Source organism: Streptomyces sp. NPDC048612, assembly GCF_043199295.1.
Classification (GTDB): Bacteria; Actinomycetota; Actinomycetes; order Streptomycetales; family Streptomycetaceae; genus Streptomyces.
On the sequence record NZ_JBICVV010000004.1, the window covers coordinates 107,615 to 123,593 of the forward strand.

General features: G+C 73.0%; 14 protein-coding genes. 7 read left to right on the forward strand and 7 right to left on the reverse strand.

Annotation, left to right across the window (positions count from 1 at the left end):
• Positions 1-120: 120 nt before the first annotated feature.
• From ACGFN2_RS09180 to ACGFN2_RS09190, 3 genes are all read right to left on the reverse strand, one after another.
• Entirely contained in the window at positions 121-927 is an 807-nt protein-coding gene (locus ACGFN2_RS09180; RefSeq protein WP_362612621.1) for an enoyl-CoA hydratase-related protein, read from the reverse strand.
• 119 nt (positions 928-1,046) lie between these two features.
• Positions 1,047-2,201, reverse strand: coding sequence for an adenylate/guanylate cyclase domain-containing protein (locus ACGFN2_RS09185; protein WP_393358747.1), 1,155 nt, complete (start codon positions 2,199-2,201; stop codon positions 1,047-1,049).
• Between the two features lie 222 nt (positions 2,202-2,423).
• Entirely contained in the window at positions 2,424-3,353 is a 930-nt protein-coding gene (locus ACGFN2_RS09190; protein ID WP_393358749.1) for a biotin--[acetyl-CoA-carboxylase] ligase, read from the reverse strand.
• A 131-nt stretch (positions 3,354-3,484) separates the two neighbouring features.
• On the opposite strand from ACGFN2_RS09190, the gene ACGFN2_RS09195 reads away from it, so the two are divergent.
• From ACGFN2_RS09195 to ACGFN2_RS09225, 7 genes are all read left to right on the forward strand, one after another.
• Positions 3,485-5,074: an acyl-CoA carboxylase subunit beta gene (locus ACGFN2_RS09195; RefSeq protein ID WP_362612626.1), complete on the forward strand. Its 1,590-nt coding sequence runs from the start codon at positions 3,485-3,487 to the stop codon at positions 5,072-5,074.
• 48 nt (positions 5,075-5,122) lie between these two features.
• Positions 5,123-5,335, forward strand: a complete 213-nt coding sequence (locus ACGFN2_RS09200) for an acyl-CoA carboxylase epsilon subunit (protein ID WP_362612628.1) — start codon at positions 5,123-5,125, stop codon at positions 5,333-5,335.
• 128 nt (positions 5,336-5,463) lie between these two features.
• Complete coding sequence (gene mmpB / locus ACGFN2_RS09205) at positions 5,464-5,592, forward strand: morphogenic membrane protein MmpB (RefSeq protein ID WP_362604327.1); 129 nt, start codon at positions 5,464-5,466, stop codon at positions 5,590-5,592.
• A 161-nt stretch (positions 5,593-5,753) separates the two neighbouring features.
• Complete coding sequence (locus tag ACGFN2_RS09210; protein ID WP_362604329.1) at positions 5,754-7,238, forward strand: penicillin-binding protein 2; 1,485 nt, start codon at positions 5,754-5,756, stop codon at positions 7,236-7,238.
• A gap of 44 nt (positions 7,239-7,282) precedes the next feature.
• Positions 7,283-7,894: a nucleoside triphosphate pyrophosphatase gene (locus tag ACGFN2_RS09215; RefSeq protein WP_362604331.1), complete on the forward strand. Its 612-nt coding sequence runs from the start codon at positions 7,283-7,285 to the stop codon at positions 7,892-7,894.
• Between the two features lie 88 nt (positions 7,895-7,982).
• Positions 7,983-8,813 (forward strand): MOSC domain-containing protein, encoded by an 831-nt coding sequence (locus ACGFN2_RS09220; RefSeq protein ID WP_393358753.1) that lies wholly within the window; start codon positions 7,983-7,985, stop codon positions 8,811-8,813.
• A 51-nt stretch (positions 8,814-8,864) separates the two neighbouring features.
• Positions 8,865-9,428, forward strand: coding sequence for a DJ-1/PfpI family protein (locus ACGFN2_RS09225; RefSeq protein ID WP_393358755.1), 564 nt, complete (start codon positions 8,865-8,867; stop codon positions 9,426-9,428).
• A 25-nt stretch (positions 9,429-9,453) separates the two neighbouring features.
• Here the strand turns inward: ACGFN2_RS09225 and ACGFN2_RS09230 are convergent, their stop codons facing one another.
• The 4 genes from ACGFN2_RS09230 to ACGFN2_RS09245 all read right to left on the reverse strand — a co-directional run bounded on the left by ACGFN2_RS09230 (position 9,454) and on the right by ACGFN2_RS09245 (position 15,544).
• Positions 9,454-11,580, reverse strand: coding sequence for a PQQ-binding-like beta-propeller repeat protein (locus tag ACGFN2_RS09230; RefSeq protein WP_393358757.1), 2,127 nt, complete (start codon positions 11,578-11,580; stop codon positions 9,454-9,456).
• Positions 11,581-11,639: 59 nt separating this feature from the next.
• Complete coding sequence (locus tag ACGFN2_RS09235) at positions 11,640-13,865, reverse strand: protein kinase (RefSeq protein WP_393358759.1); 2,226 nt, start codon at positions 13,863-13,865, stop codon at positions 11,640-11,642.
• 5 nt (positions 13,866-13,870) lie between these two features.
• Entirely contained in the window at positions 13,871-14,830 is a 960-nt protein-coding gene (locus tag ACGFN2_RS09240; protein WP_393358761.1) for a serine/threonine protein kinase, read from the reverse strand.
• 249 nt (positions 14,831-15,079) lie between these two features.
• Positions 15,080-15,544, reverse strand: coding sequence for a hypothetical protein (locus ACGFN2_RS09245; protein ID WP_393358763.1), 465 nt, complete (start codon positions 15,542-15,544; stop codon positions 15,080-15,082).
• Positions 15,545-15,979 lie beyond the last annotated feature (435 nt).

Below are 15,979 nucleotides of genomic sequence, written 5' to 3' on the forward strand. Positions count from 1 at the left end.
TGTTTAACCCCTTTCGCCCCTTTCCGTGCGCGATCGACACCCGGGCGTTATGCGCGTCGCTCCTGGTCGGACCGGAAGGGAGGAGGCCCGAGCGGGGGCCTTACGGAGAGTGATCGCTTTTCACTCGCCGGGCCACTCCGGGTCCCGCTTCTCGTTGAAGGCCGCCACGCCCTCCGCCCGGTCCCCGGAGAAGGCCACGCTGCGCCAGGCACCGTCCTCCACCTCCAGGCCCGCCCGCAGGTCCAGCCCGTGCCCCAGCCGCAGGGCGCGCTTGGCGGCCCGCAGGCCGACCGGCGAGTTGCGGGCGATCCGGGCCGCCAGCTCCAGCGCCTCGGCCCGGTCCTGCCCGTCCGCCGCCAGCTGGTCGACCAGGCCCAGCTCCACGGCCTCCGGCGCCGGCACCCGCCGCGCGGTGAACACCAGCTCGGCCGCCCGCGCCGCACCCACCCGGCGCGGCAGCAGCTGCGTGCCCCCGCCGCCCGGAATGACGCCCACGGACACCTCCGGCAGGCCGACCACGGCCGTCCCGTCCGCGACGATCAGATCGCAGGCCAGCGCCAGCTCGAAGCCGCCGCCGAGCGCGAAGCCGTGCACGGCGGCGATCGTCGGCACCGGCAGCTCCAGTACACCCGTGTAGGCGGCGCGGGTGTGCGGGCGCTGGCGCATCAGGTCGGCGTCCGTGAAGGAGTTGCGCTCCTTGAGGTCGGCGCCCACACAGAACGCCCGCTCGTGGGTGGAGCTGAGGACCACCGCCCGGACGGAGCGGTCCGCGGCCAGCTCGGCACAGGCCTGCGCCAGGCTGTCGGCCATGGCCGTGGAGACGGCGTTCATGGCCTTGGGGCGGTCCATGACCAGCTCCGCCACGAAGCCGTGCCGCTCGACGGCGACCCAGCCGTCCGCACCGAACCGTTGCCGTTGCCGTTGCATACAGCCCTCCCTGTTAACGGTCGTTGACCTGACGGGGGGATCATGTCAGCTGGCGGCCCGGAGGAACAGGACGGGCTTTCCGCCTGTGGACAACCGGGCGGGACGCGACGGCGCCCGGGTCAGTCGCGGCGGTTCAGCAGCCAGGGCTCGACGACGCCCAGGCCGCGCACCGGGCGCTGCCACATCGGCTGGAGCCCGAAACGGTAGGTGGGGGGCGGGGCGCCGGTGCCCTCCTCGGCCGCCTTCTCGGCCGCCGCGGCGTCGGCCTCGGAGACCGGGGCGTCCCCGATCCGGCCCAGCTCCTCGGCGAACGCCTGGTCCACCAGCACGGTGTCCTTCGGCGCTATCGACGTGAGACGGCTGGCGAGGTTGACGGTCGTGCCGAACACATCGCCCATCCGGGTCGTGACCGTGCCGAACGCGATGCCGACCCGCAGCTCCGGCATCGTCTCGTCGTGGGCCATCGTCTCGATCAGCCGCAGCCCGATCTCGGCGGCGATACCGGCGTCGTCGGCGGCGAAGAGGACCTCGTCGCCGAGGGTCTTGATGAGCCGCCCGCCGTGCGCGGCCACCAGGTCGGAGCAGGTGGTCTCGAACGCCTCCACCAGCTCGCCCAGTTCCTCGTCCTCCAGACGGCGGGTCAGCCGGGTGAAGCCCACCAGGTCGGCGAAGCCGACGGCGAGGCGGCGGTCGACCATCTCGGCGTCGTCCTGGGCCCGCACGACGCGGCCGGTGGCGGCGGCCAGCTGGCGCCGCCAGACGTAGACGAGGAACTCCTCCAGTTCGGGGAGCAGCAGCTCGACCAGCGGATAGGTGATCTCGGTCCGGGTCAGGCCGGAGTCCTGGGGCTCGGTGAGGCCCTCCAGGAAGGAGTCGATCTGCCAGTCGGCCAGTCGGGCGGTGGTCTGGCCGGTGGACCGGGCGACCTGGATGGCCATGGCCTCGCTGAGCAGCCCGGCCTCGACCAGGCCGGCGAGGCGGCGCAGGGCCAGCACATCGGCCTCGGTCAGCGCCTTGACCTGGCCGATGTCGGCGAAGCCCATGGCGCGCCAGAAACGGGCCGCGAGGTCCATGGAGACACCGGCGCCGCGGGCCGCCTGGAACGGCGTGTAGCGGCGGTCGGCGCCCAGGATGAGCTGTTCGAGGCGGACGGCGATGTTGTTCTCGTCGTTCTCGTCGCCGGCCCCCGGGGGGTCGCCGACGGGGACGTCGTCCACCGCGCCGCCCTCGGTGTCCCTCTCGCGCGAGGCGGCGCCCGAGTCGTCGGCGGTCACCGGCCGCTCCCTGTCCGATCCCTGCGCACTGCCCTTCCGATCACTGCTCGCCGGTGGCCCGCTCCCTGGCGGACCGCCTCAACGATACGGCAGGTGTGCTCTGGCTCACTCTCACATGTCGGCTCTGACCAAGGAAGAGGCGGGGAGGCGTCGGCGCGGCGGGCGCCGTGGTAGAGGGGCTGGTCCGGGCGCCGGCACCGGGTGCGCGCCCCCCGTCCGGCCTCACGGTTCCGGGGAGTCATCGCCCTCGGGCCGCCGGGGCGCCGCGGGGCGCAGATGGACGATGTCGCCCGCGCCCACCGGCTGCTGCACGCCGTCCGCGGTGGCCAGGACCAGGCGGCCGTCGGCGTCGATGGCCACCGCCTCGCCGGTGAGCGCGGTGTCGCCGGGGAGTTCGGCCCGTACCGAGCGGCCCAGGGTGGCGCAGCCGGCGGCGTAGGCCTCCTGGAGGCGGCTGGCGCCGGGGTCGCCGTCGGCGGACTGCCAGGCGGCGTACCACTCCTCCAGCGAGCGGAGGACGGCGCGCAGCAGCGGGTCGCGGTCGGTGCTGCGGGCGCCCGCCAGGGCCAGGGAGCCGGCGGTGGGCACGGGGAGTTCGCCGGCGGTGAGGGAGACGTTCAGGCCGATGCCGACGACGACGCCGGGGCCGGCCCGTTCGGCGAGGATGCCGCCCACCTTGCGTTCGGCCGTGGTGCCTTCCGGCCCCGCGGCGTCCTCGGGGAGGGTGACCAGGATGTCGTTGGGCCACTTGAGGGCCGTGTCGACGCCGGCGGTCCGGGAGAGCGCGGTGGCGGTGGCGACTCCGGTGAGCAGCGGCAGCCAGCCCCAGCGCTCCACGGGGACGTGGGGCGTGAGGTAGACGGAGAAGAAGAGGCCGGAGCGCGGGGGCGCCGACCAGGCCCGGTCCAGGCGGCCGCGGCCGGCGGACTGTTCCTCGGCCACCAGGACGGCGCCCTCGGCCGCGCCCTCGGCCGCGCGGGCCGCCAGGTCGGTGTTGGTGGAGCCGGTGGCCGGGACGACGTCCAGGGAGGTCCAGAGCGCGCCGGGGCGCACCAGGGCGCGCCGCAGCGCCGTGGCGTTCAGCGGGGGGCGGCCCAGATCGCTCCAGCGGCCGGCGTCTTTGTCCCGGTTTTCCGGTGGTTGAGGCGTCATGGGACCAGCCTAGGTGTGGTCAACGACGCAGTGCCGCTGAGCAGTCCCGCGGATACGCTACGAATCGGTAGCCAAACCCGTACCACCCTCAGTACGAGCACCAGTCCAGGACGAGCAGGAGCCGCATCCCGATGTCCGAGCCGGAAGCAAACATCCACACCACCGCGGGCAAACTGGCGGATCTGCAGCGGCGGGTCGAAGAGGCCACGCACGCCGGTTCCGCCCGTGCCGTGGAAAAGCAGCACGCGAAAGGCAAGTTGACGGCGCGTGAGCGCATCGACCTGCTGCTGGACGAGGGCTCGTTCGTCGAGCTGGACGAGTTCGCGCGGCACCGGTCGACGAATTTCGGGCTGGAGCAGAACCGCCCCTACGGCGACGGCGTGGTGTCCGGCTACGGCACGGTCGACGGCCGTCCGGTGGCCGTCTTCTCCCAGGACTTCACGGTCTTCGGCGGGGCGCTGGGCGAGGTCTTCGGCGAGAAGATCGTCAAGGTGATGGACTTCGCCCTCAAGACCGGCTGCCCGGTCATCGGCATCAACGACTCCGGCGGCGCGCGCATCCAGGAGGGCGTGGTCTCGCTGGGCATGTACGGCGAGATCTTCCGCCGCAACACCCACGCCTCCGGCGTGATCCCGCAGATCAGCCTGGTCGTCGGCCCGTGTGCGGGCGGCGCGGTCTACTCCCCCGCCATCACCGACTTCACGGTCATGGTCGACCAGACCTCGCACATGTTCATCACCGGGCCCGACGTCATCAAGACCGTCACCGGTGAGGACGTCGGCTTCGAGGAGCTGGGCGGCGCCCGGACGCACAACACCACCTCGGGCGTGGCGCACCACATGGCGGGTGACGAGAAGGACGCCATCGAGTACGTCAAGGGGCTGCTGTCCTACCTGCCGTCCAACAACCTCTCGGAGCCGCCCGCCTTCCCCGAGGAGGCGGACCTGGAGACCTCGGACGTCGACCGTGAGCTGGACGTCCTGATCCCGGATTCGGCCAATCAGCCGTACGACATGCGCACCGCGATCGAGCATGTCCTGGACGACCACGAATTCCTGGAGACCCAGCCGCTGTTCGCGCCGAACATCCTGACCGGCTTCGGGCGGGTCGAGGGCCATGCGGTCGGTGTGGTCGCCAACCAGCCGATGCAGTTCGCGGGCATCCTGGACATCAAGGCCTCGGAGAAGGCCGCCCGGTTCGTGCGGACCTGCGACGCGTTCAACGTCCCGGTGCTCACCTTCGTGGACGTGCCCGGCTTCCTGCCCGGCACCGACCAGGAGTGGGACGGCATCATCCGGCGCGGCGCCAAGCTGATCTACGCGTACGCGGAGGCCACGGTCCCGCTGATCACGGTCATCACGCGCAAGGCGTTCGGCGGCGCGTACGACGTCATGGGCTCCAAGCACCTGGGCGCGGACCTCAACCTGGCCTGGCCGACCGCGCAGATCGCCGTGATGGGCGCGCAGGGCGCGGTCAACATCCTGCACCGCCGCACGCTGGCCGCGATCGAGGACCCGGCGGCGCAGGACGCGCGGCGCCAAGAGCTGATCCAGGAGTACGAGGACACCCTGCTCAACCCGTACGTCGCGGCCGAGCGCGGCTATGTCGACGCGGTGATCACGCCGTCCGAGACGCGCCGGCACATCGTCCGCGGGCTGCGCACGCTGCGCAACAAGCGCGAGTCGCTGCCGCCGAAGAAGCACGGCAACATCCCGCTCTGACCGGCAACCAGCAGCAACGAGCGGAACCGGCGAAGGGAGCCGATCTCCATGATCAAGGTCGTACGGGGCAATCCCACCCCTGAGGAGCTGGCCGCCGCCGTGGCGGTGGTACAGGCCCGCGCGGCGGCCGCCGCCGCGGTCCCGCCCGGCGAGGCGGACCGCGGCACCGAGTGGTCGGACCCCGCGTCCACCGTTCCGGCGCGGTCGCGGATGCCGCATCCGGGGCCGCGGGCCTGGCGGACGAGTTACTGGCCGCACTGACCGGCTGACACCGGGTGGCCGCCGGGGCCGCCAGGTCGGTGCATGATGCACTGACTAGTCCTTTGCACCGTGGCGCCTGAGTACGCGTACTCAGGCGCCACGGCCGTTCCCGGGCCCAGGATCGGTACATGCTGTGGTCAGATCCGCCCGATGAACCTCCTGAGGAGCTGCGCGACGTGCAGGCGAAGCTCCGCCGGATGGGCGTGGTACTGGCCGTGGCCGCGGTGGTGCTGATGGTCCTGCTCTCGGGGCGATAGCCGCTCCCGCACACCGGAAGATCATCGTTCCCGTACGCGGAGAGGCGACGCTCACAGTCCCCGCCCGCAACCGTGTCCCCCGAAATCGCTTCTTCCTCTTTTGAGAGCGCAATTCGGGCGTCCGGCCGCCCGGGCGGAAGCCGGACGGGAGTGGGAGAGCGATGAACAGGCCGCTGAGGCATATAGCCGTGTTCTGCGGGGTGCTGGTGCTGGCCCTGCTGGCCCGCGTGACATGGGTCCAGTTCGTCCAGGGCGAGAAGCTCGCCAACGACCCGAACAACCGGCGCGTCAAGATCGAGGCGTTCTCCTACCCGCGCGGCAACATCATCGTCGGCGGCAAGCCGGTCACCGGCTCGGCGGCGACACCCGGTGACTTCAAGTACAAGCGGACGTACAAGAACGGCCCGATGTACGCGCCGGTCACCGGCTTCGCCTCCCAGGCGCAGGGGACGACGTTCCTGGAGGGCATCTACAACAAGGTGCTCAGCGGCAAGGACGACCGGCTCGCCCTCAAGAACGCCAAGGACATCCTCACCGGCGAGAAGCCGCGCGGCGGCGACGTGATCACCACCATCGACCCCGCGGCGCAGAAGGCCGCTTACAAGGGCCTGACCGACCTCGACGCCAAGGGCGCGGTGGTCGCGCTCGACCCGCGCGACGGCCGGGTGCTCGCGCTCGCCTCCACCCCCTCCTACGACCCCTCGCTCTTCACCGGCATCTCCAACGCCGAGGGCAAGAAGTTCAAGGCGCTGGACGACGACAAGTCCAAGCCGCTGAGCAACCGGGCGCTGCGCGAGACCTACGCCCCCGGCTCCACCTTCAAGATCCTCACCGCGGCGGCGGCCCTGGAGCACGGCGTGGTCAGCGACATCAACGCCTCGTCGGGGGCGCCCGCCCCCTACCAGCTGCCGCAGAGCACCACGAAGGTCGGGAACGACGTCGCGGGCGCGCCCTGCGACAAGGCCTCGCTGAAGACCGGCATGCAGTGGTCGTGCAACAACGTCTTCCTCGACGCCGCGCTGAAGGTCGGCAAGGACAAGATGCGCGAGACCGCCGAGAAGTTCGGCTTCAACGAGAACGTCTACGACGAGGACCTCGGCGACCTGCTGGCCACCAAGAGCCTCTACCCGGACAAGCTCGACAAGCCGCAGACCGCGCTGACCGGTATGGGCCAGGGCAGCCTGACCAGCACGCCGATGCAGATGGCGATGGTGGCCGCCGGCCTCGCCAACGACGGCAAGGTGATGATGCCGCACCTGGTCGACGAGGTGCGCGGCTCCGACCTGTCGACGATCGAGAAGACCAAGCCCAAGATGATGTCCCAGGCCGTCTCCGCCGGCACCGCGAAGAAGGTGCAGGAGATGATGGAGTACACCGTCGACGAGGGCACCGCCGACAAGGCCGCGATCGACGGGGTGACCGTCGGCGGCAAGACCGGCACCGCCCAGCACGGCGCGAACGTCCACGACGAGCGCCCCTACGCCTGGTTCGTCTCCTACGCCAAGCAGAGCGACGGCAGCTCCCCGGTGGCGGTCGCCGTCTTCGTCGACCCCAAGGACATGAACATTCCCCGCGAGGAGATCGCCGGCGGCAAGCTGGGCGGGCCGATCGCGAAGTCGGTCATGGAGGCGGTGCTCAAGAAGTAGTCCGGGCGGCGCCCCGGCGCCCGGGGCTCCGTACGATGGCGGGCATGACCGAAGAGCCCCGCCCCCGCCGTCTCGTCCTCGCCTCCCAGTCCCCCGCCCGGCTGGGCCTGCTCCGGCAGGCCGGACTGGCCCCCGAGGTCATCGTCAGCGGCGTCGACGAGGAGGCGCTCACCGCGGACACCCCCGGTGAGCTGGCCCGGGTGCTGGCCGAGGCGAAGGCCGAGGTGGTCGCCGCCCGCCCGGAGGCCGCCGGTGCCCTGGTCGTCGGCTGCGACTCGGTGCTGGAGCTGGACGGGCGGGCGCTCGGCAAGCCCGCCGACGCCGAGGACGCCACCGCCCGCTGGAAGTCCATGCGCGGCCGCTCCGGCGTCCTGCAGACCGGCCACTGCGTCATCGACACCGCGACCGGCCGCCGGGTGTCCGCCACCGCCTCGACCACGGTCCGCTTCGGCGAGCCGGCCGACGAGGAGATCGCCGCCTACGTCGCCAGCGGCGAACCGCTGTTCGTCGCGGGCGCCTTCACCCTCGACGGCCGCTCCGCCCCCTTCATCGACGGCATCGACGGCGACCCCGGCAACGTCATCGGGCTCTCCCTGCCGCTGCTGCGCCGGCTGCTCGCCGATCTGGACGTCGCGATCACCGAGCTGTGGACCTGAGCGGCGGCGCCGTACGGCACACGGCGGAAAGCGGCCACCGGCGGTAAAAGGCCGGAACGCGCGGACGTCCGCCGCCTACGCTGCCCGTATGGCAACAGTCGTCGAGCTGATCAGCTACCCCGTCAAGGGCTGCGCCGGTGTCCCGGCGGCCGAGGCGGAACTCACCCCGGCCGGCCTCGCCCACGACCGCACCTTCCTGGTCGTCGGCCCCGGCGGCGTCTTCCGCAGCCAGCGCACGGACCCCCGGCTGGCGGTGATCCGCCCGGAGGTCGGCGCCGACGGCACCCACCTCACCCTGCACGCGCCGGACCGGGACCCGTTCCGCCTGGACGTCGACCTCGGCACCGGCTCGCCGGCCCGGTCCGAGGTCGAGATGTTCGGCACGCCGTACCGCGCCGTGGACCAGGGGGACGGGGTGGCCGGGTGGCTGTCCGGGGCGCTGGGCGCGGAGAGCCGGCTGGTGCGGGTACCGCCGGAGCACGACCGGGTCACCGACGGCCTCACCCCCGGCACCTCCGGCTTCGCCGACAGCAGCGCCGTGCACGTCCTCTCGCTGGCCTCCTTCGACGACCTCAACCACCGGATCGCCGCGGCCGGCCGCGCACCGGTCCCGATGGCGCGGTTCCGGCCCAACTTCGTGGTGGACGGCTGGGACACCCCGCAGACCGAGGACCGGGCCCGGCGGGTCACGGTCGGCGGCGGCGCGCTGGGGTTCACCAAACTCGCCGTCCGCTGCGCGGTCACCCTCGTCGACCAGCGGACCGGCGGCAAGGCCGGGCCCGAGCCGCTGCGCACGCTCGCCGCCTACCGCCGGGTGCCCGAGGGCGGGGTGGCGTTCGGCTCGAAGTTCTCGGTGCTGGCCACCGGAAAGGTGTCGGTGGGCGACGCATTCGAAGTCACCGAGTGGGGAACCGATTGATCCGGAACGCGTCGATCGCCCCGATCGGCACCGTCATGAGGAGCCCGCGCCATGCCGAAGATCCTGATCATCGCCGGTGACGCCACCGAGGACCTGGAGTTCTTCTACCCCTACCAGCGGCTCCTGGAGGAGGGGTACGAACCCCGCGTCGCGGCCCTCTCCCGCAAGAAGCTGCGGTTCGTCGTCCATGACTTCGTCGACGACTTCGACACCTACGTGGAGCGCGAGGGCCACTCCTGGCCCGCCGACCTCGCCCTGTCCGAGGTCGATCCGGCCGAGTACGCGGCACTGGTGCTCCCCGGCGGCCGGGCTCCCGAGTACCTCCGCAACGACGCCGGCTTCCGCCGCGTCGTCACCCACTTCTTCGACGCCGACAAGCCCGTCGCCCACATCTGCCACGCGGCCCTCTCGCTGGCCCCCCTGGGCGTCCTCAAGGGCCGCCGCACCGCCGCCTACCCCGCCTGCGCACCGGACGTCGAACTGGCCGGCGGCACCTTCGTCGACGGCGCCGCGGTGGTCGACGGCAAGCTCGTCTCGGCCCGCGCCTGGCCCGACCACCCCGACTGGATGCGCGCCTTCCTGGAGGTGCTGCGCGAGCACGCGCCGGTGAAGTAGGGGACGGACGGCGGCGGGCGGGGCGTCAGAACACCGGGAGGGCGTAGAGCGAGTCGTCGTTCATGGCGAACACGCGGTTGCCGTCGGCCGCCAGGGCCTGGCGGCCGCCCTCCCCCACGGTGTACGTCGCGACCTGCCGGCCGCTCTCCGGGTTCACCGCGCTGACCCCGCCGTCCGCTTCGTCACCCGCGATCATCCACAGGCCGTGCCCGTGGAGGATCATTGGGGTGTAGATGTTGGTCCTGCCACTGAGCCCGGACGCATAATGGCCGTCGCTGGGACGCCACTTGGCAGCGTATGCGGGCTCGCCGGGATAGCCCTCGTGCACGGTATACAGGGCGTCCGCCGTGGCGGTCACCGGGCCCCACTCCGCGTAGGGCGGTTTGCCCTTCAGGTGGATCGGCAGGGTGCGCCTGCGGACCGTCCACACCTCCTTGCCGTCGATGATCCGCCGGGCCGTCATCGACTTGCCGTGGAGGTAGACGGTACTGCCGTGACAGGACGGGCGGATGATGGTGTCGGACTGGCCGCGCAGCTCCCAGGCCCGGCGGCCGTCCGCGGTGTACACGACGAGGACATTGCCGTCGTAGGTGCCCAGAACGAGCCGGCCATGGGCGATGACCCCCGGCAGATTCGCCTTGCGGAAGGGCTTGTCGAGGGGCACGGTCCAGCGGACCTTCGCGTCGGAACGGCCGACGGCGCGCAGCCGGTCGTCCTTCGTCAGCACGTAGACGGCCGTGTCGTCGGCAGCCAGCACCGCCTCGGCGCCGACCGCGGCGGTCCACCGCGGCTCCCCCGTGGTGGGGACGAAGGTGCGCAGCGTCCCCTTGGCGTCAACAGCCACGAGCAAACGGTCCGAGAGGGACACGTAGCGGCCGTTGGCCTTGATGTCAGGGGCGGCCCAACGCCGTTCGCCGTCCACGACGTTGTGGGCGGCGATCCCGCCGCCACGGACACCGAAGACGACAACGTCCCGGACGGGCAGGGGGGCCGGGGTGTTGTGGGCGAGGTCGTGCACCGCCCACAGCTCCTTCAGGGACTCGCCGACGACGAAGTCCCCGTCGTCCGCGTTGAGCAGGTGCGCGGTGGGCGTCCTGGCGGCGGGCGGGTAGGCGAAGAGGTCGACCTTCTTCTTGGGCGGCTTCGGGGGCCGCGGCCACCAGGCGGCGGCCGCCCCGCCGCCCGCGGTGAGCACCACTCCGCCCGCGGCGAGGCCGGTGAGCAGCCGGCGGCGGGAGACCTGCCCGGAGGGCGTCGCTCCGTCGACCGCGGTGGTCAGCGCGTGGAGGCCGCTCTCCCGCTCCTTGATCGCCTGGCTCACCGGGCCGCGCCGCCAGGCCCGTTCGGCGCCGCGCGGTGGCGCGAAGGCCGCGGCGATCTGCGCGGGCGTGGGGCGCACGGCCGGGTCCTTGGCCAGGAGGGGGAGGACGAGCGGGCGCAGCTCCTCCGGGACGCCGGTCAGGTCGGGCTCTTCGTGCACCACCTTGTACTGGAGGGCGGCGATGTGGCTGCCGTCGAAGGCCCGCCGCCCACTGGCCGCGTGGACCAGGACGGCGCCCAGGGAGAAGACGTCGGCGGGGGCCGCGACCCGGCGGCCCAGGACCTGTTCGGGGGCGCCGTAGCCGGGGGTGACCGGGACCTGTCCGGTGGTGGTCAGGGTCAGGCCGTGCTCGGGACGGGCGATGCCGAAGTCGATGACGCGCGGGCCGTCCGAGGTCAGGACGATGTTCGGCGGTTTGAGGTCGCGGTGGATCAGGCCGGTGGCATGGATGTCGGCGAGAGTGTGCGCGAGCGACGCGGCGAGGGCGCGTACGGCGGGCTCGTCGAAGGGGCCGTACGTCTCCACGGCCTCGTCGAGGGGCGGACCGGCCAGGAACTCGGTGGCGATCCACGGGCGTCCGGCCTCGGTGTCCGTGCCCAGCACCCGGGCCACGCCCTTGCTGGTCACGGCGGTCGCCGCCTGCGCCTCCCGGACGAAGCGGCGGGCGAGGTTCTCCTCGCCGGTGAGTTCGGGCCGCAGGACCTTGACCGCGGCGACGGTACCTCCGGCGTCCTGGCCGACATAGACCTTGCCCATGCCGCCCTCACCGAGCACGCCGAGCAGGCGGTACGGACCGAGGCGGATCGGGTCGCCGGTGCCGAGCGGTTTCATGACGGTGTCCTTCACACGAGTGCGTGGCCGGTGCGGGCTTGGGGGCAGGGGCGGCGGGTTCAGTGGAGCGGGAAGCCCGCGAGGAAGTCGCGCCCGGAGGCGATGACCATCCGGCTCTTCTCATGGGCGAGGAACTTCGTTCCGGTGGTCTTGTACAGCTGCTCGGTGGTGTGCGAGGCGAGACCGACGGCCCGGAGGTACTCGCCGGTGAAGCTGTACGAGTAGGCGTACGCGGAGCCGATCACGGGGCGGACGAGGTGGTCCGCCGACCTGCCCTCCTCGCTCTTCTCCGTCCACCGCGGCTTCCCGCCGCCGGGGTCGAACGCGACCACGCCGAGGTCCTCCTCCACCGCGTACAGCACACCGTCCTTGAGGGCCGGCGGTCCGTACGTCTTCCCGGGGCGGGTGCCGGAGGTGTCCCACACCTGGCCGCCGTCGCTCAGCCGCAGCGCCCGCAACGGGCCGTAGCCCAGGTAGAGATGCTTGTCATCGGTCGTGAGCGGGTCCCGTACGAGCCGCCGGTCGGCGCCCTTCCACGGCTTGTCCCAGGTGACCTTCCCGGTGCGGAGGTCGCGGGCGACGATCCGGACCGAGGCGTCGTTCATCTGCTGGAGGGTCACCAGGAGGCGGCCGGTGACCTTGGCGGTCAGGACGTGGTTCTCGTTGCTCTCGGCGGCGTGGAACGGAAGGGGGTCGCTCCACTTCCGGCTCCCGTTGGTGAGGTCGAGCGCCACCACGGACCAACGGACCTGGCGTTCGTACTTCTTGGGCATGCCCTGGGAGACCGCCAGACAGGCCGTGTCGCCGGCGACGGCCAGCAATCGGCTGGTGAGGCCGTAGTCGTGATCGTCCGACACCGGGGCGAGACGGCGGCCCTCCTTGCCCGTCGTCAGGTCGACACGGGCGAGGTACCACGAGCCGGGCTCCCCTGCTCCGGCCCTCACGATCCGGTAGACGTGGGTGCCGTCCGAGGCGGCCTGCCAGCTGGCGTCCCAGGACAGTTTGAATGTCCACCGGGTCTCCCCGGTCCGCGCGTCCACCCCGCGCGCCTCGGCACCGGACACCATGACGACCTGGTCGCCGGCCACCATCGGCACGTCGGGGTTCTGGTCGTCGTCGGGGCCGCTGATCTGCTTCTGCCACACCGAGTCCAGCTTTTTCTTCTTCAGCGCGCTGACGCTCGGCCCCGGCTCCGGCTCGGTGTACCCGGGCCCGGTGGCGGACCCCGGCGCCGACCGGTCCCGCCCCAGCCAGGCCCACACCCCCGCCCCGGCGCCCGCGACGCCGAGCACCGAGCCGGCGCCCGCCAGCAGCAGCCCCCGGCGGGACAGCCCGCGGGCGGCCGGGGCCTCGGCGGACGGCACGGTCGCCGGCTCGTCGGGCGGTGCGGGCAGCCGCTGCGGCACGACCTGCCAGACCTCGCCGGCCCGCCGTCCGATCTCGGCGAGCACCGCGTCCGGCAGATGGTCGGCGAACTCCCCGCCACCGTCGTGGAGTCCGGCGGCCAGCTCGGCGGTGGACGGGCGCCCGGCCGGGTCCTTGGCCAGCGCGCGGGACAGCACCGGGACGAGGGCGGCCGGGACGCCGCCGAGGTCGGGCTCGCTGTAGCGCACCCGGTAGAGGAGGTCGGCGGGCCGGCCGTCGCCGAACGGGCCGTGGCCGGTGGCGGCGAAGACCAGGACCCCGGCGAGCGCGAAGACGTCCCCGGCCGGGGTGTGCTCCTGCCCGGTGGCCTGCTCCGGCGACATGAACGCCGGGGTGCCGACCGCGGCACCCGTGTGGGTCAGCCGGGCGTCCCCGAGGGCGCGGGCGATACCGAAGTCGATGACCTTCGGGCCGTGCGCCGTGACCATGATGTTCGACGGCTTGAGGTCACGGTGCACGACGTCCGAGTGGTGGAGCTGGCCGAGCGCCGCGCACAGCGCCGCCCCCAGGGCACGCACCGAGGCCTCGGGCAGCGGACCGGCCGCCCCCACCGCCTCGTCGAGGGGCGGCCCGAGCACGTACTCGGTGGCCATCCAGGGGGTTTCGGCGAGCGGGTCGGCGTCGACGACCTGGGCGCCGTACCGGCCGCCGATCACCCGGGCGGCATCCGCCTCCAGCCGGAACCGGGTGCGGAACTCGGTGGTGGTGGCGATCCGGGCGTGCATCGTCTTGAGCGCCACGGTCCGGCCGCCCGGGGAGCGGGCCAGGAAGACGGTGCCCATACCGCCGCTGCCCAGCCGGGCGATGAGGCGGTACGGGCCCAGGCCGGGCGGGTCGTCATGGGCGAGCGGGAAAGGCATGGCGGTCAGTCCTGTGGGGCGGGCGGAACCGGGAGGTCGGCGGCGAGCAGCCCCGCCGACTGGCGGGCGAGGGCCGCGATGATCCGGCCGGGCAGCCAGCCGGGGGCGAGCAGCGCGGCGGCCCGGCCGGCCGGGCCGCCGTCGGCGTCGGGCAGCGTGGCGGAGTGCGGCGGCCCGGAGGCCGGGGCGGGCGGGCCGTCCGCCGTGAGGAGGTCGAGCAGTTCGGCGGGGCGCGGGCGGGCCGCCGGTTCCCGGGACAGGCAGGCCGTGACGACGGACCGCAGGGCGGCCGGCAGCTCGTCCCGCTCCGGCACGGTGTGCCCGGTCGCGGCGTAGGCGAGCGTCGCGCCGAGCGCGTAGACGTCGCCCGCCGGATGCGGCCTGCCGCCGGTGGCCTGCTCCGGCGGCAGGCTTCCGGACTCCAGGCCCGGCAGCCCGGAGCGCGGGGTGCCGTCCCCGGCGGCGGCCCGTACCGACCCGAAGCAGGTCAGCCGGGGCCCGTCGGCCGCCAGCAGCACCGCGGCGGGCGACACCCCGGCATGGGCCAGGCCCTGCCCGTGCCCGATCACCAGGGTCTCGACGAGGGCCGCGCCCAGGGCCCGTACGGTGCGCTCGGGCAGCGGGCCGCCGTGCACGGTGAGCGCGGCGGGCAGCGGCAGCACCGGCGCGTACGGGCGGGCGTGCCAGGGGTCGTCACCGGCGGCGGCGACCTCGGCGGCCGGTGACGACCAGGGGCCGAGCAGATAGCGCGAGTCCGCCGCCTCGGCCAGGAACCGGCCGGAGTCCGCGCCCGGCAGCGGCACGCCGATCAGGACCGTCCGGTCGCCGTCCGCGCTCCGCCCGATGAACCGCCGCTCCGGCACGGGTATGCCGGACGGCTCGTCATCCAGCTCCCGCAACACCGTGTAGGGCCCGATCGCGCTCCCGCGCGCACGGCCCTGCGCACCCGCAGCCGATGCAGGCATGCCCCGTCCCCCGTCCTCCGACATCGCGCGAAGAGCCTACCCGGGCGTGTCGCAGAGCCCCCGGGGGCGTCGACTCGCCCCGGGGCGCGGGGAGTTCGGGCCCGCTCGGAGGGGTCCGGACCACGGCCGCCGGACGGAGGCGGCGGGGGCGGGCATGAAGCCGGTGGACGTGCATCGGCCGGACGTGGCTCGGACGGACGTGCATCGTGCGGATGCGGCTCAGGCGGACATGGAGCGACCGGACGTGCGTCAGGCGGACGTCGGGGCCACCGGCGGTGCGCCGTTCGGGGGATTTTCCGCGTTTCCATGCGCATCCCCCGTAAGGCCCTCGCCGTACGCCATCAGTGTCAGCACCAGCAGCCCCAGCACGGCCATCATCGCGACGAAGGCGACCCAGCCGACCAGCCCGACGGCGAAGGCGCCGAGCATCCCGTGGACCACCGCGCAGCTGATGAGGGCGATCCGGGTGAAGCCGCCGGGGGCGCGGTCGCGCAGGGCGCTGCGGAGCAGGACGCCGGCGCAGAACAGCAGGTAGAGGCCGAAGACGATGCCGCCGATCCAGGAGCCGGTGGACATCGCGCGGGGCTGCAGGCCGGCCAGCGACATCTGCTGCCGGTCGACGACGATGCTCAGAATCCAGTTGAGCAGCACGATCCCGAACGCCTCCAGGACCAGTACCACCGCCGCTGCCAGGGCCACCGGCCGTCGTGCCACCCTCACCCCGTCCACCCACTTCCGCCGTTCGCCCTGCCCGGTGCGCCATGCGGGCGCCTGTTGCCGCCGTGACCCCTGTTACCCATGGGTACGGGTAGGCATCGGGCACGCTACTGGGGGTCCCCCCTGCCCGTGAAGGGGTCGGCGGAGGGCAATAGCCGGGCAGGGGTGGTGCGCGGGTGGGTGCGGCCGACCGCGGACGGCGGGGCCGGCGGCGCGCCGACGGACGGAGCCGACCGCAAAGATTCCTTCGCCCATTCGTAGGGACTCCACAAAGAATTGACGATCCGCTGGACGACCGAAGTCCGAGACCTAGGCCACACCGGGTCCTGAGCCGGAGCCCGTAAATCCGGGCCTACCCTGGGACACCAGGGGACTTCGCTCCCTCACTGGCGTCCCGGGCACACTCCGTGTGGGCAAGCTCACCCCAGGGAA

Coding starts and splice junctions, on each gene's coding strand:
- ACGFN2_RS09195 (WP_362612626.1), top strand. CDS start 3,485: ATGTCCGAGCCGGAAGCAAACATCCACACCACCGCGGGCAAACTGGCG.
- ACGFN2_RS09220 (WP_393358753.1), top strand. CDS start 7,983: ATGGCAACAGTCGTCGAGCTGATCAGCTACCCCGTCAAGGGCTGCGCC.
- ACGFN2_RS09200 (WP_362612628.1), top strand. CDS start 5,123: ATGATCAAGGTCGTACGGGGCAATCCCACCCCTGAGGAGCTGGCCGCC.
- ACGFN2_RS09235 (WP_393358759.1), bottom strand. CDS start 13,865: ATGCCTTTCCCGCTCGCCCATGACGACCCGCCCGGCCTGGGCCCGTAC.
- ACGFN2_RS09180 (WP_362612621.1), bottom strand. CDS start 927: ATGCAACGGCAACGGCAACGGTTCGGTGCGGACGGCTGGGTCGCCGTC.
- ACGFN2_RS09190 (WP_393358749.1), bottom strand. CDS start 3,353: ATGACGCCTCAACCACCGGAAAACCGGGACAAAGACGCCGGCCGCTGG.
- mmpB (WP_362604327.1), top strand. CDS start 5,464: ATGCTGTGGTCAGATCCGCCCGATGAACCTCCTGAGGAGCTGCGCGAC.
- ACGFN2_RS09210 (WP_362604329.1), top strand. CDS start 5,754: ATGAACAGGCCGCTGAGGCATATAGCCGTGTTCTGCGGGGTGCTGGTG.
- ACGFN2_RS09230 (WP_393358757.1), bottom strand. CDS start 11,580: ATGAAACCGCTCGGCACCGGCGACCCGATCCGCCTCGGTCCGTACCGC.
- ACGFN2_RS09225 (WP_393358755.1), top strand. CDS start 8,865: ATGCCGAAGATCCTGATCATCGCCGGTGACGCCACCGAGGACCTGGAG.
- ACGFN2_RS09215 (WP_362604331.1), top strand. CDS start 7,283: ATGACCGAAGAGCCCCGCCCCCGCCGTCTCGTCCTCGCCTCCCAGTCC.
- ACGFN2_RS09240 (WP_393358761.1), bottom strand. CDS start 14,830: ATGCCTGCATCGGCTGCGGGTGCGCAGGGCCGTGCGCGCGGGAGCGCG.